At 68.4% G+C, this 19,998-nt stretch carries 22 protein-coding genes; 12 read left to right on the top strand and 10 right to left on the bottom strand.

The annotated features are described in order from the left end of the window. Genes DMH01_RS28920 through DMH01_RS28935 form a run of 4 tightly spaced genes read left to right on the top strand, consistent with a single transcriptional unit; the run spans position 1 to position 4,131 of the window. Complete coding sequence (locus DMH01_RS28920; protein ID WP_199745664.1) at positions 1–990, top strand: carbohydrate ABC transporter permease; 990 nt, start codon at positions 1–3, stop codon at positions 988–990. Continuing rightward, positions 987–1,880 (top strand): carbohydrate ABC transporter permease, encoded by an 894-nt coding sequence (locus DMH01_RS28925; protein WP_125680324.1) that lies wholly within the window; start codon positions 987–989, stop codon positions 1,878–1,880. The genes DMH01_RS28920 and DMH01_RS28925 overlap by 4 nt, the downstream gene beginning before the upstream one ends. Then, a complete protein-coding gene (locus DMH01_RS28930) occupies positions 1,877–3,142 on the top strand; it encodes a 6-phospho-beta-glucosidase (protein ID WP_125680325.1) in 1,266 nt (421 codons plus the stop codon). Before DMH01_RS28925 ends, DMH01_RS28930 begins: the two co-directional genes overlap by 4 nt. Next, a complete protein-coding gene (locus DMH01_RS28935; protein WP_199745665.1) occupies positions 3,127–4,131 on the top strand; it encodes an N-acetylglucosamine kinase in 1,005 nt (334 codons plus the stop codon). The genes DMH01_RS28930 and DMH01_RS28935 overlap by 16 nt, the downstream gene beginning before the upstream one ends. A gap of 4 nt (positions 4,132–4,135) precedes the next feature. On the opposite strand, the gene DMH01_RS28940 is transcribed toward DMH01_RS28935, so the two are convergent. After that, the gene (locus tag DMH01_RS28940; RefSeq protein ID WP_233621698.1) at positions 4,136–5,581 is read right to left on the bottom strand and encodes an MFS transporter; all 1,446 of its coding nucleotides are present in this window, start codon (positions 5,579–5,581) and stop codon (positions 4,136–4,138) included. Between the two features lie 159 nt (positions 5,582–5,740). Between DMH01_RS28940 and DMH01_RS28945 the strand changes: the two genes are divergently transcribed. Next, positions 5,741–6,073, top strand: a complete 333-nt coding sequence (locus tag DMH01_RS28945; RefSeq protein ID WP_125680327.1) for a helix-turn-helix transcriptional regulator — start codon at positions 5,741–5,743, stop codon at positions 6,071–6,073. 76 nt (positions 6,074–6,149) lie between these two features. Here DMH01_RS28945 and DMH01_RS28950 read toward each other — a convergent pair whose 3' ends face one another. The 4 genes from DMH01_RS28950 to DMH01_RS28965 all read right to left on the bottom strand — a co-directional run bounded on the left by DMH01_RS28950 (position 6,150) and on the right by DMH01_RS28965 (position 8,976). Next, entirely contained in the window at positions 6,150–6,665 is a 516-nt protein-coding gene (locus tag DMH01_RS28950) for an SRPBCC family protein (protein WP_125680328.1), read from the bottom strand. Further along, positions 6,662–7,003 carry a helix-turn-helix transcriptional regulator gene (locus tag DMH01_RS28955; RefSeq protein WP_125680329.1) on the bottom strand — a complete coding sequence of 114 codons (342 nt, stop codon included), beginning with the start codon at positions 7,001–7,003 and terminating at the stop codon, positions 6,662–6,664. The genes DMH01_RS28950 and DMH01_RS28955 overlap by 4 nt, the downstream gene beginning before the upstream one ends. Before the next feature lie 114 nt (positions 7,004–7,117). After that, positions 7,118–8,485 carry a gluconate:H+ symporter gene (locus DMH01_RS28960; RefSeq protein WP_125680330.1) on the bottom strand — a complete coding sequence of 456 codons (1,368 nt, stop codon included), beginning with the start codon at positions 8,483–8,485 and terminating at the stop codon, positions 7,118–7,120. Continuing rightward, positions 8,485–8,976, bottom strand: a complete 492-nt coding sequence (locus tag DMH01_RS28965) for a gluconokinase (RefSeq protein WP_125680331.1) — start codon at positions 8,974–8,976, stop codon at positions 8,485–8,487. The genes DMH01_RS28960 and DMH01_RS28965 overlap by 1 nt, the downstream gene beginning before the upstream one ends. Positions 8,977–9,079: 103 nt before the next feature. On the opposite strand from DMH01_RS28965, the gene DMH01_RS28970 reads away from it, so the two are divergent. Further along, a complete protein-coding gene (locus DMH01_RS28970; protein WP_125680332.1) occupies positions 9,080–9,775 on the top strand; it encodes a FadR/GntR family transcriptional regulator in 696 nt (231 codons plus the stop codon). A 38-nt stretch (positions 9,776–9,813) separates the two neighbouring features. Further along, positions 9,814–10,770 carry a CobD/CbiB family cobalamin biosynthesis protein gene (locus DMH01_RS28975; protein ID WP_199745666.1) on the top strand — a complete coding sequence of 319 codons (957 nt, stop codon included), beginning with the start codon at positions 9,814–9,816 and terminating at the stop codon, positions 10,768–10,770. A 329-nt stretch (positions 10,771–11,099) separates the two neighbouring features. On the opposite strand, the gene DMH01_RS28980 is transcribed toward DMH01_RS28975, so the two are convergent. From DMH01_RS28980 to DMH01_RS28990, 3 genes are read right to left on the bottom strand one after another with little or no spacing between them, the layout of a single operon-like run. Further along, on the bottom strand, positions 11,100–11,720 hold the full coding sequence (locus DMH01_RS28980) for an FMN-binding negative transcriptional regulator (RefSeq protein WP_125680333.1): 621 nt from the start codon (positions 11,718–11,720) through the stop codon (positions 11,100–11,102). A gap of 54 nt (positions 11,721–11,774) precedes the next feature. Beyond that, a complete protein-coding gene (locus tag DMH01_RS28985) occupies positions 11,775–12,596 on the bottom strand; it encodes an SURF1 family protein (RefSeq protein ID WP_125680334.1) in 822 nt (273 codons plus the stop codon). A gap of 23 nt (positions 12,597–12,619) precedes the next feature. Next, positions 12,620–13,081, bottom strand: a complete 462-nt coding sequence (locus DMH01_RS28990) for a low molecular weight protein-tyrosine-phosphatase (protein WP_125680335.1) — start codon at positions 13,079–13,081, stop codon at positions 12,620–12,622. A 130-nt stretch (positions 13,082–13,211) separates the two neighbouring features. On the opposite strand from DMH01_RS28990, the gene DMH01_RS28995 reads away from it, so the two are divergent. Beyond that, positions 13,212–13,532 carry a hypothetical protein gene (locus DMH01_RS28995; RefSeq protein ID WP_125680336.1) on the top strand — a complete coding sequence of 107 codons (321 nt, stop codon included), beginning with the start codon at positions 13,212–13,214 and terminating at the stop codon, positions 13,530–13,532. Positions 13,533–13,707: 175 nt separating this feature from the next. Here DMH01_RS28995 and DMH01_RS29000 read toward each other — a convergent pair whose 3' ends face one another. Continuing rightward, positions 13,708–14,262: a chorismate mutase gene (locus DMH01_RS29000; protein WP_125680337.1), complete on the bottom strand. Its 555-nt coding sequence runs from the start codon at positions 14,260–14,262 to the stop codon at positions 13,708–13,710. A gap of 31 nt (positions 14,263–14,293) precedes the next feature. Here DMH01_RS29000 and DMH01_RS29005 point away from each other — a divergent pair, with 31 nt between their 5' ends. The 4 genes from DMH01_RS29005 (at position 14,294) to DMH01_RS29020 (ending at position 18,836) form a co-directional block, all read left to right on the top strand. Beyond that, positions 14,294–15,115: a Nif3-like dinuclear metal center hexameric protein gene (locus tag DMH01_RS29005; RefSeq protein ID WP_125680338.1), complete on the top strand. Its 822-nt coding sequence runs from the start codon at positions 14,294–14,296 to the stop codon at positions 15,113–15,115. 16 nt (positions 15,116–15,131) lie between these two features. Further along, positions 15,132–15,869: a zinc ribbon domain-containing protein gene (locus DMH01_RS29010; protein WP_034313141.1), complete on the top strand. Its 738-nt coding sequence runs from the start codon at positions 15,132–15,134 to the stop codon at positions 15,867–15,869. Further along, positions 15,866–16,987, top strand: coding sequence for a bifunctional RNase H/acid phosphatase (locus tag DMH01_RS29015; RefSeq protein WP_199745667.1), 1,122 nt, complete (start codon positions 15,866–15,868; stop codon positions 16,985–16,987). Before DMH01_RS29010 ends, DMH01_RS29015 begins: the two co-directional genes overlap by 4 nt. A 112-nt stretch (positions 16,988–17,099) precedes the next feature. Further along, a complete protein-coding gene (locus tag DMH01_RS29020; RefSeq protein WP_125680339.1) occupies positions 17,100–18,836 on the top strand; it encodes a hypothetical protein in 1,737 nt (578 codons plus the stop codon). A gap of 63 nt (positions 18,837–18,899) precedes the next feature. Here DMH01_RS29020 and sfnG read toward each other — a convergent pair whose 3' ends face one another. Next, complete coding sequence (gene sfnG / locus DMH01_RS29025) at positions 18,900–19,991, bottom strand: dimethylsulfone monooxygenase SfnG (protein WP_125680340.1); 1,092 nt, start codon at positions 19,989–19,991, stop codon at positions 18,900–18,902. Between the last annotated feature and the right edge of the window lie 7 nt (positions 19,992–19,998).

Below are 19,998 nucleotides of genomic sequence, written 5' to 3' on the forward strand. Positions count from 1 at the left end.
ATGACTTCGACCCTGGATTCCAGGGCGGTCGCCTCCCCTTCCGCGTCCACCCGGACGCGGAAGGGGAACGCGGCGCGCCGCCGTCGCACCGTCTTCTCCTTCATCGCCCCGGCGATGCTGGGTTTCCTGATCTTCTTCGGCTACCCGCTGATCGCCACGGTGTACTACTCGTTCACCCGGTACGACCTGATCAACGCGCCGGAGTTCATCGGCTTCGACAACTACGCCCGGATGTTCACCAGCGAGCCGCTGGTCGGCACCGCCGCGTACAACACGTTGTGGCTGGTGATCGTCCTGACCGTCTGCCGCGTGGTGTTCGCGCTCGGCGTCGCCTCGGTCATCTCCCGGCTGAAGTCGGGCGTCGGCCTGGTCCGGACGCTGTGCTACCTGCCGTCGCTGGCCCCGCCTGCCGCGGCCACCCTGGCCTTCGTGTTCCTGTTCAACCCGGAATACGGCCCGGTCAACGCGTTCCTGGACTTCGTCGGCATCGACGGCGGGCTGTGGTTCAACGACCCGGCGATGTCGAAGCCGGCGCTGACCCTGCTGGTGATGTGGGGTTCGGGCGAGCTGATGATCATCATCCTGGCGGCGTTGCTCGATGTGCCGCAGGAGCAGTACGAGGCCGCCGAACTCGACGGCGCCGGGCCGGTCCGCCGGTTCTGGCATGTCACGCTGCCGTCGATCTCGCCGGTGCTGCTGTTCGGCATCGTCAACTCGATCATCTTCGCGTTGCAGTTCTTCACACAGGCGATCGTCGCGGGATCGGCCGCGGCGGGTGCGGCCGACGTCGCGGGCAACACGAAGTTCATCGGCGCACCACAGAACTCGACGCTGACCTACCCGGTTTGGCTGTACGTCCAGGGTTTCCGGTACTTCAACATGGGTTACGCGGCGGCGATGGCGGTTCTGCTGTTCGTCGTCTCGGCCGGGTTCACGTGGATTCTGGTGCGTCAGCTTCGCAAGTCCCAGCATCAGGAGGAGGGCGGATGACGACACTCGCGGAACCCCGGCACGCCGCCCCGGCGTCCGAACCGCCGAAGGTGCGGATGCGGCGCAAGTGGGACAAGAAACTGTACTGGATCGCGACGCACAGTGTGGGCATCGCGATGGGCGTGATCTTCATGTTGCCCATCCTGTTCGTGTTCCTCACCGCGGTGATGTCCAGCGATCAGGCGCTTTCGTCGAACTTCTGGCCGACGGAATGGCATTTCGAGAACTTCATCGAGGTGTTCGAAAAGGCGCCGCTGCTGCGGTACTTCGGCAACAGCATGCTGTATTCGACGCTGGCCACCGTCGGGGCGCTCGTCTCGGCGATTCCGGCGGCGTACGCGCTTTCGAAGCTGAAGTTCCGCGGGCAGAACCTGTTCTTCATGCTGACCGTCGCCGCGATGATGCTGCCTCCGCAGGTCACCGTCGTGCCGTTGTACGACCTGTGGGTGCGGCTCGGGTTCACCGGGACACTGATCCCGTTGATCGCGCCGTACTTCTTCTTCGACGCGTTCTCGATCTTCCTGCTGCGGCAGTTCTTCCTCACCATTCCGAAGGACTACCTCGAAGCGGCGAAGATCGACGGCTGCACCGAGTTCAAAGCGATGGTCAAGGTGCTGATCCCGATGGCGAAGCCGGGGATCGCGGCCACCGCGATGTTCTGCTTCCTGTTCACCTGGAACGACTATTTCGGTCCGCTGCTCTACACGGGTGAGACCAGGGACAGCTGGCCGCTTTCACTGGCGATCGCGTCGTTCCGCGGTATGCACCACGTGGAATGGAACCTCACCATGGCGGCCACCGCGCTGATCATGCTGCCGGTGATCGTGCTGTTCGTGTTCGCGCAGAAGTCCTTCGTCAAGGGCATCACATTCACAGGGGTCAAGGGATGAAACTGGCAGTCGTCGGTGGTGGGTCCACGTACACGCCCGAGCTGATCGACGGGATCGCCGGACGGCGGTCCACTTTGGACGTCGACGAGATCGTGCTGATCGATCCGGACGCGTACCGGGTGGAGGCGGTGGGGGACTTCAGCAATCGTTTGCTGAGCCACGCCGGGCATCCGGCGCGGGTCCGCACCACTTCGAGTCTCGAAGAGGGCGTCGACGGGGCGTCGGCGGTGCTGATCCAGCTGCGGGTCGGCGGACAGCGCGCGCGGCGCGGGGACGAGACGTTCCCGCACGCCTGTGGCTGTGTCGGGCAGGAGACCACGGGCGCGGGCGGCCTCGCGAAGGCGCTGCGGACCGTGCCGGTGGTGCTCGACATCGCCGACCGGGTAAGGAAGATCGCCGGTGACGACACCTGGATCGTGAACTTCACGAACCCGGTCGGCATCGTCACCCGCGCGCTGCTGAACGAGGGCCACCGTGCCGTCGGGCTGTGCAACGTCGCGATCCACCTCCAGCGCACGTTCGCGCATCTGCTCGGTGCCGGGGTCGACGAGGTCAAACTCGTCCACACCGGACTGAACCACCTGAGCTGGGAACGGAAGGTGCTCGTCAACGGCGAGGACCGCCTGCCCGAACTGCTGGCGGAGCACGCGGAATTCCTCGGCGAGCACGTCACCGCGCCGGTCGAATGGATGCGGCGGATGAACGTCGTGCCGTCGTACTACCTGAAGTACTACTACGGGCACGACGAGCAGGTCACGAAGCAGCGCACCGAGCGGCCGCGGGCGGACGTGGTCAGCGACGTCGAGGAGGAACTGCTCAAGGTGTACCTCGACCCGGAGGTGGTGACCAAACCGGAGCAGCTGGAGAAGCGGGGTGGTGCCTACTATTCCGAGGCCGCGGTGCAGCTCGTGCACGCGCTCACCTCGGGTGGCCCGGCGGAGGAGCACGTCGTCAACGTCCGCAACGCGGGCACTTTCGACTTCCTGCCCGACGACGCCGTCATCGAGGTTCCGTCCCTTGTGGACGGTAACGGGCCGCGTCCGATCGCGCAGCCGCCGGTGGAGCAGCGGTTCGCCGGGCTCATCGCCGGGGTGACCGCGTACGAGCACCTCGCGCTGGAGGCGGCGATCAAGGGCAGCCGCGATCGGGTGGCCGACGCGTTGCTCGCGCATCCGCTGGTCGGCCAGTACACCAAGGCCGATCAGCTCGCCGACACGCTGGTGCAGGTCAACCGTGAGTTCCTGCCGTGGGCGGGGGCATGACGGCCGGCTCACAGGACGTCGTCGTCGCGATCGACGGCGGCAACAGCAAGACCGACGTCCTGATCGTCTCCCGGGACGGACGGGTGCTCGGACAGTCGCGAGGGCCGGGCGCGTCCCCGCAGAACATCGGGGTCGACGGCAGCGTCCAGGCGCTGGAGAAGCTGGTCCTGGAAGCCCTTCGCGGGGCAGGGCTTCCCGACGAACGTCCTTTCGCGACACATACGTCGGCCTACCTCGCGGGGCTGGATTTCCCGCGGGAGGAAGCGATCCTGCACGCCGCACTGGCCGCTCGCGGCTGGAGCGACACGCTGATCGTCGGCAACGACACGCTCGCACTGCTGCGTGCGGGCAGCTCCGACGGGACCGGGGTGGCGGTGGTGTGCGGCGCTGGGATCAACGGCGCCGGCGTCAGCGCCGACGGCCGTGAGCATCGGTTTCCCGCGCTGGGCAAGATCTCCGGCGACTGGGGCGGCGGCTACCGGCTGGGCGAGGAAGCGCTGTGGTGGGCCGTCCGCGCTGAGGACGGCCGGGGACCGGGCACGGCCTTGCAAGCCGCCGTCACCGCGCACTTCAAGGCGTCTTCGGTGCTGGAAGTGGTGCAGCGCCTGCACTTCGAGGAGTTGCACTCCGACGCGATCCACGGCCTGTGCCCGCTGCTGTTCGCCGTCGCGGCGGGCGGCGACGAGGTGGCGCAGGACGTGGTCGACCGGTTCGTCGAAGAGGTCGCCTTGCTGGTGTCGGTCATCCTGCGGCGGCTGGAACTCACCGAGGAGGCCCCGGAGGTCATCCTCGGTGGGGGAGTGCTGACCGGCGTCGGCGAGCAGGTGATCGCGGAAATCGAGCGACGGTGCCTGAAGGTGGCGCCGCAGGCTTCGATCCAGGTGGTCGAAGTGGCCCCGGTGGTCGGCGCGGCGTTGTTCGCGCTGGACACCATCGGTGCCGAGGACTCGGCGAAGGTCGCGCTCAAAGCGGCCACGAAGCGGGTCTGACGCGTCACGACCCGCCAGTGCCGAGCCGGGCTCGGTCGTCTCGGACTGGGTCGCGCTGTTCCGCCGCGGTGGTCTCGCGGCGGTCCGGGCGGAGCAGCATCCGCCAGGACACGAGCGCGCCCAGTCCGTAGGACAGGCCGATGAGCAGGAAGGACACCGAGGCACCGGTGTACCAGCCCGGCGCCGCGTGCATGACGACACCCATCGCCGCCACGCCGACCAGTGAACCGATCTGGCGGTCGGCGTTCAGCACCGAACCGGAGACGTTGGCGTGTTCCGGACCGGCGGCGTCCACCAGGACCGCGGTCATCCCCGGCGAGATGATGCCGGCGCCGATGTTCGCCGCGCCGACGCCGAGCGCAAGCACCCAGTAGGGCGTTCCCTCCGACATCGAAACCAGGCTGAGCGTGGACACCGCGGCCAGGGTGAGGAAGACGGTCATCAGCAGACCGTTGCCGTACCGGCCGGAGATCCTGGAGAAGACGATGTTCGCGATGGGGAAGAAGATCGTCATCGGCAGCAGTTGCAGGCCCGCTTCGAAGGGATCGGCGCCCCGCGCGTTCTGGAAGAACAGGCCGAGCATGAAGATGCTGCCGAAAAGCGCGAAGTTGAACAGGAAGCCGATCAGGTTGGCTCCGGCGAAACGCTTGTCGCGGAACAGGTTCCACGGCATCAGGTGGGTGGTGGCGCGGCGTTCCCTGAGCGAGAGCAGCCCGATGGCCAGTACCGCGACCACTGCCGCGCCGAGCACCGGCGCCGAAGCCCAGCCCAGTTGCGGACCTTCGATGAGCCCGAAGCTGATCGAAGCCAGGACCACGATGCCGATCACGTGGCCCGGGATCGCGAGGCCCTGTGGCTTGCCCGCGACCGGGGCGATGTACCGGCGGGTCAGCAGCGTGCCGATGACGCCGATCGGCAGGTTGAGCAGGAAGATGCTGGGCCAGCCGAAGGCGCCCACCATCAGCCCGCCCAGCGTCGGACCGAGGCCTGACGAGGTCGCGACGATCGCCGACCACAGGCCCAGCATGCGAGTGCGCTGCTTCTTCTCCGGAAACGAATGCACCAGCAGGGACAGGGAGCTGGGCATGAACAGGGCGGCGCCGGCTCCCTGGACCAGGCGGGCGACGATCAGCGTCTCGGCGTTCGGGGCGAGCGCGCACGCGAGGGAGGCGAAGAAGAACACCGCCATCCCGACCTGGTAGACGACCCGCGCGCCGACCCGGTTGGCGAGGCCACCGGCGAGGAGCAGGAGCGAGGCGAAGGTCAGGATGTAGCCGTCGACGATCCAGGTGAGCTGGGTCAGCGTGCTGTCCAGGTCCGCCTGGATGGCGGCACCGGCGACGTTGACCACGGTCGTGTCCAACGAAGCCATGACGAACCCGGTGGCGAGTGCGGCGATCTTCACCCCACCGGGCGCCATTCGCCCTGGCGAGGTGGTGGACGTGGTCATCTGGCTCTCTCCCCCGCGTTCCGCGTCTCGACGCGTACGGATGGTCACCGGTCATCATCATGGAAGCGCACTAGGTTGATGACTGTCAAACTTTGACAGTCATCAACCTTTGACTGCGGTCGTAGTATTGCGGCAACGCCACGGAGGAGGACTCGCGCCATGCCCCAGATCACGGACGACCGGATCACCGATCATCCGGACGTCGAGGACGTGACCTTGCAAGGAGTCCTGGAGGCTCTGGTGGATCCGGTACGCCGCAGCATCGTCCGACAGTTGGCCGAAGCCGGGCGGGACATCCGATGCGGGATGTTCGACATCTCGGTGACCCGGTCCACTGGCACCCATCATTTCAAGGTGCTGCGTCACGCCGGGATCATCCGGCAGTACTACGAAGGCACCTCGCGGATGAACGCTTTGCGCCGGGACGACCTCGAATCCGTCTTTCCCGGTCTGATCGGCGCCATTCTCGCCGCGCCCGACGTCGTTCACTGACCGAAACCTCCCGAAAAGCCGAAGGGGCCCTTCACCGCTTGTGATGCGGTGAAGGGCCCCTTCGCGTCGGTGCCGGTCAGGAGGCGGCGGGGACGAGCGGCTCGTCCGTCTCCAGCAGCGTCTTGAGGTCCGACAGGATCCACGGCCAGCCGCCGCCGGGGTTTTCGTTCGGTCCGGCGTCGATGTTCTCCTGCGAGCCGTTGACCAGGGCGGCCATCGTCGGCGCGCCCGCGAGGTCGTGGGTGACGGTCAGCCGGGTGCCCGCGGTCTTCGTCTCTTCGATCTCGTAGGTGAGCGTGGTGTACGGCTCCCTCTCGAAGGCCGGGCTCATCAGCAGCTTCCAGGTGATGACCAGTTTGCGCGGCGGGCTCGCCTCCAGGACCTCGCCGTCGACCAGGTCGCCGGTGAACCCGGCCTCGACGTAATCCGACGTGGGATGCGTGGCGTGCTTGCCGCCCGGGCGCAGGTCGAAGTCGACGAGGCCGGTGTACCCGTACTTCCGCGACCACTCCGGCTTCGTGATCGCGTCCCAGATCTTCTCCGGGGTGGCCTTGATGTAGACGCGGTAGACCTGGATGTCGGTGTCGGTCATGACGGTTCCTCGTTTTCGAGTACTGGGGCTTCTAGTTCGGCTTTGAGGTCGAGCAGCGCGGTCACGTTGCGCTCGGTGAACTTGTCGATCCACCGGTCGTGGATCTGGCGGATCGGCACCGGGTTGAGAAAGTGCTTCTTCTCCCGGCCTTCCCTGCGTGTGACGACGAGACCGGCTTCTTCGAGCAGTTTCAGATGCTTCATCACGCCGAACCGGCTCATGTCCAGGCCGGACTCGAGTTCGGTCAGCGTGCGGCCGTCACGCGTGAACAGTTGGTCGAGCAGGAACCGGCGGGTCGGATCCGCCAGGGCCTTGAAAACCAGGTCGTCGTCGGGCACGTGAGCAGAATAGGTGACCAAAAGGTCACATGACAACCCGTGACTTCCCCGGAAGTACATGAAGGCCCCCTTCCTTGCGCCAGGCGCAAGGAAGGGGGCCTTCATGTACTTCGGCTACAGCAAGGCGCCGAGCGGCAGGATCAGCGCGATCGCGACCACCGAGATGACCGTCTCCATGATCGACCAGCTCTTCAGCGTCTGCCCGACCGAAAGCCCGAAGTACTCCTTGACCAGCCAGAACCCGGCGTCGTTGACGTGGGAGAAGAACAGCGAACCGGCGCCGATCGCGAGCACCAGCAGCGCGCTGTGCGACGGGTCCATGGTCGCGGCGAGCGGGGCCACGATGCCGGCGGCCGACACGGTCGCGACCGTCGCGGAGCCGGTCGCGAGCCGGATCGCGACCGCGACCAGCCAGCCGAGCAGCAGCGGCGACAGGTTCGCGCCGGTGGCGAGACTGGTGATGACGTTGCCGACCCCGGCGTCGACGAGGGTCTGCTTGAACCCGCCGCCCGCGCCGACGATGAGCAGGATGCCGGCGATCGGCGGCAGCGAGTCCGCCACCGTGGACGATAGCTTGTCCCGCGTGAAACCCGCGGACTTGCCCAGGGTGAGCATGCCGAGCAGGACCGCGGCGAGCAGCGCCACCAGCGGATCACCGATGAAGTCGAGCACGCGGCGGACGTGGTTCTCCTTCTCCAGCAGGATGTCCGCGAGCGCCTTGCCCATCATCAGCACGACGGGCAGCAGCACGGTGGACAGCGTCGCGAGGAAGCCGGGCCGCCGACCGTCCGAAGAGGACGATTCCGGGACGAGACGTTCCGGCGCGACAGCGTCCGGGACCATCTTCGCGGCCAGCCTGCCGAACAGCGGCCCGGCGATGATCACCGTCGGGATCGCGACGAGCAGGCCGAAGGCCAGGGTGAGGCCGACGTTGGCGTTCAGCGCGCCCGCCGCGGCGAGCGGTCCGGGGTGCGGCGGGACGAGACCGTGCAGCACCGAAAGCCCGGCGAGCGCGGGGATTCCCAGCAGCAGCAACGGTTTCCCGGTGCGCTTGGCGACCAGCAGGATCACCGGGATCAGCATGACCAGGCCGATTTCGAAGAACATCGGCAGCCCGATCAGCGCGGCGACCAGCGCCATCGCCCACGGCAGGGTGCGATCGCCCGCGCGGCGCAGGATGGTGTCGACGATCTGATCCGCGCCGCCGGAATCGGCGAGCAGTTTGCCGAGCATCGCGCCGAGCGCGATCAGCACGCCGACCGAGGCGACGGTGGAGCCGACGCCGGAACTGAAGCTCTTGATCAGCTTGTCCACCGGCATGCCCCCGACGAGCCCGAGCACGCCGGAGCCGAGGATCAGGGCCAGGAACGGATGCTGCTTCGCCTTGGTGATCAGGACGACGATCACGGCGATGGCGAGCACCGTCGCGCCGATGAGGCGGGTGTCGTGTCCGGTCCAGGCGGCGGCGAGAGTGGTGGTCATCAGTGGTCCTCGAAAGCGGAAAGGGCGGTGTCGACGATCTCTTCCGGCTTCTTCGCGATGTCGGCGACGAGGCCGAATTCGTCCGGCTGCAACGGTTCGAGGTCGGCGAGCTGGGAGTCCAGAAGGGACACCGGCATGAAATGGCCGGAGCGGGTCTTCATCCGGTCGGCGAGCAGGTCGCGGTCGCCGTGCAGGTGCAGGAACCAGACGTCGCCGCCGCTGCGCAGGATGTCGCGGTAGCGGTACTTGAGCGCGGAGGACGTCACGACGCCGCCGGAGGACTGGTGGTCGGAGATCCAGGCGGCGATGGCTTCGAGCCAGGGTCGCCGGTCTTCGTCGTTCAGCGGGTGGCCGGAGCTCATCTTGTCGATGTTCGCCTTCGGATGGAACGTGTCCGCTTCGGCGTAGTCGACGCCGAGGCGTTCGGCGAGTGCCGTGCCCACGGTCGTCTTGCCCGAGCCGGAAACGCCCATCACCACGATGACGGTCATCCGTACCTCCCACGTCGTTGTAGCCGGGACGAGTACAGCTCAAAAGTACTACTTAAGCAACATCAAGTACTACTTAATCGAGTCAGAACGTTACAGTCGCCTGGTGGGCAACGACAGGCATGCCGAAGTGCTCGACGCGCTCGGTTCCGCGATCGCGAACGGGGAGCTCCCGCCGGGCTCCGTCCTGCGCTCGGAGGAGCTCCAAGAGCGGTTCGGCGCGTCCCGCACGGTGGCCCGCGAGGTGGTGCGCGTCCTCGAAACGATGTGCCTGACCAGCAGCAAGCGCCGGGTCGGCGTGATCGTGCGCGAGCCGCGTGACTGGAACCATTACGACCCGAGACTGCTCCGCTGGCAACTCGACGGATCCGAGCGGAAGGCCGCGCTGCGAACCCTCACCGAACTGCGCTCCGGCGTCGAACCGTGCGCCGCCCGGTACGCCGCGCTGCGGGCGACACCGGAAGAAGGCGGCCGTCTCCGGGCCTTGGCGAAGAGGCTCGAGGAGACTGCGCACCAGCGGGATCTCGAGACCTTTCTGGGGCACGACGTCGCCTTCCACGATCTGCTGCTGTCCGCGTCGCGGAACCCGATGTTCGCGCAGCTTTCGGCGGTCGTCGCCGCGGTGCTCGCCGGGCGAACCGGGCACGGGCTGATGCCGGAGGAACCGCAACCCGAGGCCGTCGCCCTGCACGTCGAGGTCGCAGCGGCCGTCGACGCCGGTGACCCTGACCGGGCCGAACGCGCGATGCGGGACATCGTCATCCAGGCGCGTGACGAGATGGCCGTCCTTCTGGACGGATGATCTTCGAGTAACCTCTGCAGGTCTTCGAGGGATACTGCATGCAGGGGGCGACGGTGAGCGCGGCGCGCGCGATCGGCTTGGTGTTGGGGGTGGCCGCGGACGGGGTGATCGGGGACCCTCGGTCCCGGCGTCCGGTGACGGCGTTCGCCAAGGCGGCTTCCGCGGTGGACGCGAAGGTCCGGTCGAAGCATCCGGTGGCCGGAGTCCTGTGGACCGGCGGCCTCGCGGGCTCCGCCGTGCTGGCGGGCGTGCTCGCCGAACGCGCCGGACGGCGCAGCCCCGTCCTGGAGGCGACCACGACCGCGGTGACCACCTGGGCCGTCCTCGGCGCCGCCGGCCTGGCCGCGCACGGCACGTCGCTGGCGCGGGACCTCGAAGAAGGCGAACTCGAGACCGCGCGCGGCACACTGTCCACACTGGACCCCCGCGTCGCCGACGACCTCGGCGTCATCGGCCTCTCGCGCGCTTCGGTGGAGACGCTCGCCGAGAACACCGCCGACGTCGTCATCGCGCCGCTGGTGTGGGGAGCGCTGGCCGGTGTGCCCGGCCTGCTCGGTTCGCGCGCGATCAGCCTGCTGCGCGGCATCGGGCGCGGGCGCCCCGAGCGGTACCGATGGCTCGTCGCCCGGCTGGACGAAGTCGTCCATCTCGTGCCGACCAGGGTCGCCGCCGGGCTGACCGTGCTCGCGGCCCCCGTCGTCGGCGGCTCGGCCGGCGGCGCGTGGCGCGCCTGGCGACGAGACACCATCGCGCACCCGAGTCCGAACGCGGGCCGCGTCGAGGCCGCGTTCGCCGGGGCGCTCGAGATCCGGGTCGGCGGGCGGACGGTGTATCCGCACGGGGTCGAGGAACTGCCGGTGCTCGGCATCGGCCGCAACCCGGACGCCGGGCACGTGACGCGGGCCGTGGAACTCTCGCGGGTGGTCGGCTGGCTGGGCGCGCTCAGCTCGGTGGTGCTGGCGGGTCTCGTCGGGCTTCGGCGACGGCGGCGCTGACCTGTGTTTGGGGCGGCGGGGGAGCAAGGGACCTTTGCTATCGCCTGGTGCGCTGACCTGCGGAAAGGGAGCGGGGGACCTTTGCTATCGCGCTGTGACCGTGTGGATTTTGGGACGTCAGATGTCCTGAAATCCACACAGTGACCTGCGAGAAGAGAGCAAGGGACCTTTGCCGCCGTTTCCCAGGCGGTAGGGGTGTGTGGAAATAGAGACGTTGAGTGTCCCTATTTCCACACACCCCTTACTCCGCGTTGTGACCGTGTGGGTTCCGGTGCGCTGGGTGACCCGAAACCCACAGTGACCTGCGGAAAGAGAGCAAGGGACCTTTGCTACCGCTCCCGCCGCGCCAGCTGCGCCCGCGCCCGTGCATCCATCGGACCGTCGCGCCGCGCGAGCTCCGCGTCGATCCGTGACCGGTCGGCGGGCTGCTTGTTCCCGCCGAACTTGAACTTCGCCCGCACCCCGGTGACGGTCAGCTCGACGCCGCGGATGCCGGGAAGGACCCGCTTGTCCGGCGCCTCGGTGGCGCTCACCCCCAACCGGCCCGAACCGGGTTCGAAGTGCGCGAGCTGCCGGTCGAGCAGCGCGGCCTTCTCCTCGGCGTCGTCGACCAGCCGGACGTCGCATTCGAGCTGGACGGACGCGTAGTACGACGTCGGGACCCCGTGCGGCGGGTCGGCCGGGGTGTTCCAGCTGGAGTGGATGTAGGTGTGATCGTCGATCACCGACAGCAGCGCGCGCGGGTGTTCCTCCAGCAACGGCCAGACCGGGTTGGGGCGCGCGAGGTGCAGCAGGACCGTTCGGTCGCCGTCGTAGACGAAGTGCACGGGATTGACGATCGGCAGGTCACGGCCCGCGCCCCCGGCGATCAACTGGCCGAAGTCGTGTTCGGAGAGCCAGGCCTGCCATTCGGCGTCGTCGTGGGCGGCGTCCCACGGGTGAATCAGCATGATCGAAGGGGAACACGCGGAATGGACCTATAAAAGGGCCATTTTCACGTCAGATCAGGTGGCCACTTCGGATCGTTCGTCCTCGGCCAGCATCTCGGCGACACTCTTGCGGCGCTGCGGCCGGTCCGTGGCCAGCACGCCGCCCGGCTTCAGCTCGCGGACGGTGAAGTACAGCCAGCCCATCACCGCCATCGCCCCGAACGCGATCCACTGGAGCGCGTAGGAGAAGAACGGCCCGGCGTCGGTCTGCGGCAGCGGCAGCGCGCCGAGCACGCCGGGCTGGTTCACGTCGAGCTGGAAGTAGCCCGGCCGGATGTCCAGCTTCGCGGCCCGCGCGACGACCTGGGAATCGACGACGTAGCTCTGGAGCTTCCCGCCGGTCGACTCGTCGGCGAAGGCGTCGCGGTTCTTCCCGTCCTTCTCGTCGTGACGGGCCCGCGTGACGATGTCGACCGTTCCGGCGGGAGGCGGGGCGAAGGGGAGCGCGCGCGACTTGTCGTCGAGCCGGACGTACCCGCGGTCCACCAGGACGACCGTGCCCTCGACGGTCCGGAACGGTGTCAGGACCTCGAAGGCCGCTTCGCCCTGTACGGAGCGCAGGCGTGCCACGACCTCGCCCTCGGGAAGGTACGTTCCCTTCATCGCGACCAGGTGCCATTCGGTGCGCTGATCAGGGGCGGCTCCGTGGGGAAGCAGCTGGTCCAGCGACCGTGGCTGCCCGGAGAACGACTCGCGCAGCGCCGCGTTCTGGTGCTCGCGCTCGGTGTTGCGGGAGAACTGCCACGGCGCCAGCAGGGTGAAGCAGGTGATGGCGAAGGTGAACACCACCAACGTCAACGCCAGCCACCCGGGCTTCAGCAGGAACTTCAACCGCACCCCACCACGGTAAGCGGTCGGCCTCAGGCGTGTGCGCGCACCCAGTCGAGCAGGCCGGGAACGGCCCGCTCGATCATGCCGAGGACGTCCTCGAAACCGTCGTCCTCGCCGTAGTACGGGTCCGGGACCTCGGCGCCTTCGGGCGCGGACGGGTCGAACTCTCGCAGCAGCCGGACCTTCGCCGGGTCCGACACCTTGCGCCGAAGGAACGCCAGGTGACTCTCGTCCGCCGCGAGCAGCAGGTCGGCGGCCAGATGCCCGCGGTCGACCTCGGCCGCGACATGGCCGGTCGGGTAGCCGTGTTCGGCCAGCTTCGCGCGGGCCCGCTTGTCCGCGGCCTCGCCGACGTGCCAGCCGCCGGTTCCGGCGCTGGACACCTGAACGAGGTGATCGAGTCCCGCCTCCTCGGCCTTCGCGCGGAAGACGAGCTCGGCCATCGGGGAGCGGCAGATGTTGCCGGAGCAGACGAAGACGATGTGCAGCACCTGATCAGTGTGATGGCCGCCGGAGATCGACCGCTCACCGGCTCCGAACGGCTACCGGGCGCGCGAAGGTGGAAAGCCGGGACGAAGCGGGAGTAGACCTCCTGGAGAGAAACACGCAGGAAGGTCGCTTATGAGCGCACCAACACCCAGCGTCGAGTCCCCGGCCACCGGGCTTCGCTGGTATCGCATCACCGTCAAGCTTCCGCACCCCTACGAGGTCGGGCGGATCCTGTCGGAGCACCACTTCGTCCAGGCGAGATCGCCGAAAGAGGCGATGACCAGGATGCCGTTGCACCTCCGGTCGAGCGCTTCCGTCGCGCCGTACGAGGTCGTCCGGCCCGACGTGCCCGATCAGGCGACGAAGGCCTACCGGGCGATGTTGTGGACGGGCCGTGTGGTGCGCGCGGCCGGTCGCTGGGCGATCAACAAGGACGCGAAGGCGCTGGACTGAGCCGGGGGCGATAGCAAAGGTCCCTTGCTCTCTTTCCGCAGGTCAGCGGCTTCCGCGGGCGGGTCGAGGATGTCGCGAAAGCCACTTTCGGGACATCTGACGTCCTGAAAGTGGCTTTCGCGACACGGGGCGCGGCCGAAGTGGTAGCAAAGGTCCCTTGCTCCCTTTCCGCAGGTCAGGGCCTCGCGCAGGCAGACCGCACGGACTCCCCGAGCGCGACCGAGTGCAGCCGGTCCAGCCCGCGCCGCGCGTCGGTCTGCCGCACCGTGACCGCGAGCCGCGCGTCGCACGATCGCCGCGCTCGCGCGTCCCGCGTCTCCGCGAGTTCGGTGAGCAGGCCGGCGTTCAGCCGGTCGATCACCGGACGCACCTCGGTCCCCAGATCGGGTCGTCCGGGCGGCCGCGTGCCGGGCTGCTCGGTCCACCGCGCGTACAGGCCGCGCTGCACGACCTTGTTCGCCTCGATCTGGTCGCGGAAGAACCGCACCACACCGGCCGCGTCGAGGCCGAGACCGGGTGCCTTCGCGGCCACCGAGTCGAGGATCTGCTGTTCGCGCACCGGGTCGTCGATCGGTGACGGCGTGCCGAACTTCGCGGCCGCGACCTTGTCGGCGATCTGCACGCGTTGCGCGGCCAGGTCGGTCAGTTGCCAGAGTCCCGGAGACGCCGACGCCGGCGCGGGTAGCGCCACGAGAAGCAGCGAAGCGGCACACAGCACCCGAAGTCGCATGTCCGGAAACGCTACATGCGAAAATCCCCGGGTGCCCGCGCTAGCCGAAGTCATCGCCGCCTTGGAGCAGGCGTACCCGCCCGAACTCGCCGAATCGTGGGACGCCGTCGGACTCGTCTGCGGCGACCCGGCCGAGAACGTGGACAAGGTCCTGTTCTGTGTCGACCCGGTCGACGAGACCGTCGACGAGGCGATCGACGGCGGCGCGCAGCTGATCGTCGCGCACCATCCGCTGTTGCTGCGCGGCGTCCACGGCGTCCCGGCCGACAGCACCAAGGGGCGCCTCGTGCACCGCCTGATCCGCGCGGGCGTCGCGCTCTACTGCGCGCACACCAACGCCGATTCCGCGTCGCCCGGCGTTTCCGACGCGCTCGCCGACGCCATCGGCCTGACCGTCCTCGGCCCGCTCGACCCCCGCGAAGACGGCGTCACCGGCATCGGCCGCATCGGTGAACTGCCCGCCCCCGAACCGTTTTCCGTCTTCGTCGAACGCGTCGCGAACGCCTTGCCGCGCACCGAGCCCGGCGTCTACGGCGCCGGTGACCCGGACCGCCCGATCCGCCGCGTCGCCGTCTCCGGCGGGTCCGGCGACAGCTATCTCAAGCGGGCCACCGCCGCCGGTGTCGACGCGTACGTCACCGCCGATCTCCGGCATCATCCCGCCGGCGAGCACCTCGCCGAGATCGCCGAAGTCCCCGCCCTGGTCGGCGTCACACACTGGGCGAGCGAGTGGCCGTGGTGCGAGCAAGCCTCGGCCGTCGTCCGTACCGCGTTTGCGGGTAACGTCGACGTTCACGTCTCCACGAGGTGCACCGACCCGTGGACGCTACGGGCCACCCGAACCGAGCACTGACAATCCAAGGAGCACCGTGAAGGCCGACCCCGCCGTCCAGCGCCAGCTGCTCGAACTCGCGAAGGTGGACGCGGAACTCTCGCGTACCGCCCACCGTCGCCGCACCCTGCCGGAGATCGCCGAGATCGACGCGGGTGAGAAGACGGTGCGCGAACGACGTGACGCGCTGGTCTCGGTCCAGACCGCGGCGTCCGACCTCGACCGCGAGATCGCCCGCCAGGAGAAGGAGATCGAGTCGGTGCGCGCCCGCGGCGACCGCGACCGCAAGCTCCTCGAATCCGGTTCCGTCGCGGCGAAGCAGATGACCGACATCGAGCACGAGCTGAACAGCCTCAACCGGCGCCAGTCCGCCCTCGAGGACGACCTGCTCGAACTGATGGAGCGCCGCGAGGCGCTCGAGCTCGACGCCCAGCGCACCAGCGCCGAGGTCGCGAAGGCCGAGAACGAGGTCGCCGAAGCCGTCCGCCGCCGCGACGAGCACTTCACCGACCTCGACACCACGAAGGCGCGCCGCGACGAAGACCGCGCCAAGCTGCTGCCGCGGTTCCCGGAAGACCTGATGAAGCTCTACGAGCGGGTCCGGGCGCAGAAGGGCATCGGCGCGGCGCTGCTGCGGGCCCGCCGCTGCGGCGCCTGCCAGCTCGACATCGACCGCCGCGAGATCGCCGAGATCAAGGCGGCCCCCGAGGACAACGTCATCCAGTGCGAGAACTGCGGCGCCATCCTGGTGCGCACACTGGAGTCCGGCCTGTGACCGACCACGTGCTCGTCGAGGCCGACGGCGGTTCGCGGGGCAACCCCGGCCCCGCCGGATACGGCGCGGTCGTCAAGGACGCGGCCACCGGTGAGGTGCTCGCCGAGCGCAAGGCGTACGTCGGCATCGCGACCAACAACGTCGCCGAGTACTCCGGCCTGATCGCCGGGCTCGCCGCGGCCGCCGAGCTCGGAGCGTCCACAGTGGACGTCCGGATGGACTCGAAGCTCGTGGTGGAGCAGATGTCCGGGCGCTGGAAGGTCAAGCATCCCTCGATGCAGCCGTTGAACGCCGAGGCCAAGGAGCTGGCGGCGCGGTTCTCGCGGGTGCGCTACGAGTGGATCCCGCGTGCGGAGAACTCCCACGCGGACGGGCTCGCGAACGAGGCGATGGACGCCGGGCGTGAGGCCGAGAAGAAGCCGGAAGCGCCGAAGAAAACCGTGAAGCAGGACAGGGTCAGCCCGGTCGGCTGGACCGGCGCGACCGGGACACCGACCAAAATGCTCCTCGTCCGGCACGGCCAGACGGCGATGTCGGTCGAGAAGCGCTACTCCGGCCGCGGCGACGTGCCCCTCACCGAGCACGGCAAGCAGCAGGCGGCCGCCGCCGCGAAACGCCTCGGCGCGATGGAGGGCCTGATCGTCGACGGCGAGGCCGCGCCGATCATCGCCTCCCCGCTGATCCGCACCCAGCAGACCGCGCAAGCGATCGCGGACGCGCTCGGCGGCCGGGTCGAGACCCATCCCGGACTGATCGAGACCGATTTCGGCGACTGGGAAGGCCTCACCTTCACCGAGGCGATGGAGCGCGACCCCGAATTCCAGACCAGCTGGCTTTCCGACACCTCGATCGCGGCGCCGGGCGGCGAAAGCTTCGACGGTGTCCACCGCCGGGTCCGCAAGGCCCGCGACGAACTGATCGCGAAGTACGGCGGCCGCACGCTCGTGCTGGTCAGCCATGTCACGCCGATCAAGGCGCTGCTGCGGATGGGCCTGGACGCCGGGCCGTCGCTGCTGTTCCGCCTGCACCTGGACCTGGCCTCGCTGTCGATCGTCGAGTTCTACCCGGACGGCAACGCCTCGGTGCGGCTGGTGAACGACATCTCGCATCTCTCCTGATCAGGAGAGTGTGGCGCGGATCACGCCTGGATATGACGTGTCGCAGGCGGCCGATGGGGTATTGGCTACAGTTTCGGCGACGGCACGTGAGCGAAAAGGCAAAGACGGGGACATGACGGCGAGCGCACTCAGCGAAGCTTCCGAACAAGACGTGCCCGACCCGGCGGAGACGCCGGCCCGTCGTGGCCTGGCCGCCCGTGTCGCGCCGTACCTGGCGGTGCTCGCCGGTGTCGCGGCCGTCGCCTGGCACGCCACCTTCTACGGCCACTGGATCGTCGACGACGCGGCCATCACCTTCTCCTACGCGCGCAGCTTCGCCGACGGGCTCGGGCCGGTGCTGCAGCAAGGGCAGCCGTCGGTCGAGGGCTGGTCGAACTCGACGTGGCTGGTGGCGCTGGTGCTCGGCAAGCTCGTCGGCGTCTTCGACAGCGGCATGCTGTTCGGCCTTCCCGACTACGTCCTCTTCCCGAAGCTGCTGGGGCTCCTGTTCACCGCCGGGACGCTGGCCGCGTGCCACATCATGGCGAAGCAGATCTTCGCGCGCTTCGCCTGGGTGGCGACGCTGGTCGTCGGGCTGACGCTGGCCGCGATCCCGTCGTTCGTCATCTGGACGATCTCCGGCCTGGAGAACTCCCTGTTCGGGATGGCCGTCGCGTGGCTCGCCGCCCTGCTGTTCGTGGCCGTGCGCAAGGACACCGTGCTCACCGCGAAGGTCGCCGTCTGGTCCGGGGTGCTGGTCGCGTTCGCCGCGCTGACCCGCCCCGAAGGCCTGATCTACGGCGGCGCGTACCCGCTCGTCGTCCTGTTCCAGCTGCGGAAGCCGCTCCTGGGGCAGAGCGTCAAGCTGGTCGTGGTGTCGGTGGTCGCGTTCGCGATCCCGTTCGGGGCGTACCTCGCCTGGCGGATCGCGGAGTTCGGCAGGCTGCTGGCGAACCCGTCCATCGCGAAGGGGCAGGGCCTGCCCGGCCTTTCGGCGCTGAAGCAGCCGTTCGAGCTGGTCGGCTACGCCGGTGTCGCCGGGACGATCCTGCTGGCGCTGACCATCGGTTTCGCGCTGGTCCGGGCGGAATGGCGGCGCGCCCTGATCGCGCTGCTGGTGCCGCTGGCGCTGGGCATCATCGCGTACGGCGTGATGGTCCCGGACTGGATGGGCCAGCACCGGTTCGCGACCCCGATCTGGATCCTCGCCGTGCTGGCGGGAACGCTGGCCGCCGGTGAACTGCTGCGCCGCTCGCGGGCCGTGCTGCGGACCGTCGTGGTGCTCGTGCTGGTCGCGGCCGCGATCCCGTCCGGGATGGGCTTCGCGTCGGCGTCGAAGAAGTTCCAAGAGGTCCCGACGGTGCCCGCGTGCCTCATCGCCGACCGCTTCGGTCGCGGCTTCAACACGATGGCCGACATCCTCGGACTCCAGCAGGCGTCCCTGCTGCTGCCTGACCTCGGCGGCTCGTCGATGACCAGCCGCCTGCATCTGGTCGACATGGCCGGGCTGGTCGAGGCGGACGTCGCGGACTTCCTCAAGAACGGTGATCTGCCGGGACTGCGCGACTACGTGTTCGAGAAGGTCAAGCCGACCTTCATCCACTCGTGGGGCCCGTGGGCCGCGGGCAACGGCATCACCGTCGACCCGCGGATCGACCGCGACTACGAGCCGATCTTCGTGTACCCGGGCAGCGGACCGCGCAACGGGGACTTCGTGCGCAAGGACGCCATCACCAGCCCCGAGAAGCTGAAGGCCGTCCAGGACTACGCGGCGAAGACCATGCCGGACGTCGAGAAGGCACGCTTCGGCGGTCCGCTCAAGGACTGCGGCCCGACCATGCACCCGGGCCAGACCGTCTACCTGCCGTAGAACCCCCTGCGTTTAGTCCTCTGAATGCGGTAGTTGCCCCGCGCAACGACCGCATCCAGAGGACTAAACGCGTTCCAGGGCCGCCTCCTTCTCCCGGATCACCGGAAGCACGTGCTTTCCGAAGTACTCGACGTCCTCCAGGTAGTGCAGGAAACCGAGCAGCAGCAGGCTCGCCCCGCGCTTCTTGTACTCGATGGCCCGGTCCGCGATCTGCTCCGGCGTGCCGATCAGCCCGGTGCGGAAGCCGTCGTTGTACTGCACCAGATCCTTGAACTCCGAGTCGGCCCACATCCCCTTCTTGTCCGAAGTGGAGCTTCCCGCCTGCTTGACGGCGTTGCGGAAGCCCTCGACGGCCTCGGTGTTCGCCTTCTCGACGATCTCGCGCAGCACGGCCTTCGCCTCGCTCTCGGTCTCCCGCGCGATCACGAAACCGTTGAGCCCGAAGCGGACGGCGTGGTCGTTCTCGGCCGCGTAGCCGCAGACCTCCGCGACCTGCTCGCTGAACCCGTCGAAGTCCTTGCCGTTGCTGAAGTACCAATCGGAGACCCGGCCGGCGAGCTTCCGCGCCGCGGTGGAGTTGCCGCCCTGGAAGATCTCCGGATGCGGCCGTCCGACCGGTTTGGGTTTGATGTCGAAATCGTGGATCCGGTAGAAATCGCCGGCGAATTCGGCGTGGTCGCTCGTCCAGAGCTCCTTCAGTACTCGAATGAACTCTTCCGATCGACGGTATCGTTCGTCGTGTTCCAGCCACGGTTCACCGAGGTTCGTGAATTCGTCCTTGAACCAGCCGCTGACCACGTTGACCGCCGCGCGGCCACCGGAGATCACGTCCGCGCTGGCGATGAACTTCGCGAGCACCCCGGGATGCCACAGTCCGGGATGGATCGCCGCGATCACCTTCAGCCGCTGGGTCGCGAGCAGCAGCGCGAGGCTGAACCCGGTCGATTCGTGCTGGTAGGCGGCGCCGTAGCTGGCCGTGTAGCGGACCTGGCTCAGCGCGTACTCGAACCCGCTGTTCTCCGCGAGGACGGCGAGATCCCGGTTGTACTCGTATCCCCAGTCGGTGCGCTGCTCGATGTCGCTGGTGACCAGACCGCCGCTCACATTGGGGACCCAATAGGCGAATTTGAGTGGTTCGGATTCGATTCCCGGCATGCCGCGG

It is taken from the genome of Amycolatopsis sp. WAC 04182 (assembly GCF_003947465.1).
Classification (GTDB): Bacteria; Actinomycetota; Actinomycetes; order Mycobacteriales; family Pseudonocardiaceae; genus Amycolatopsis.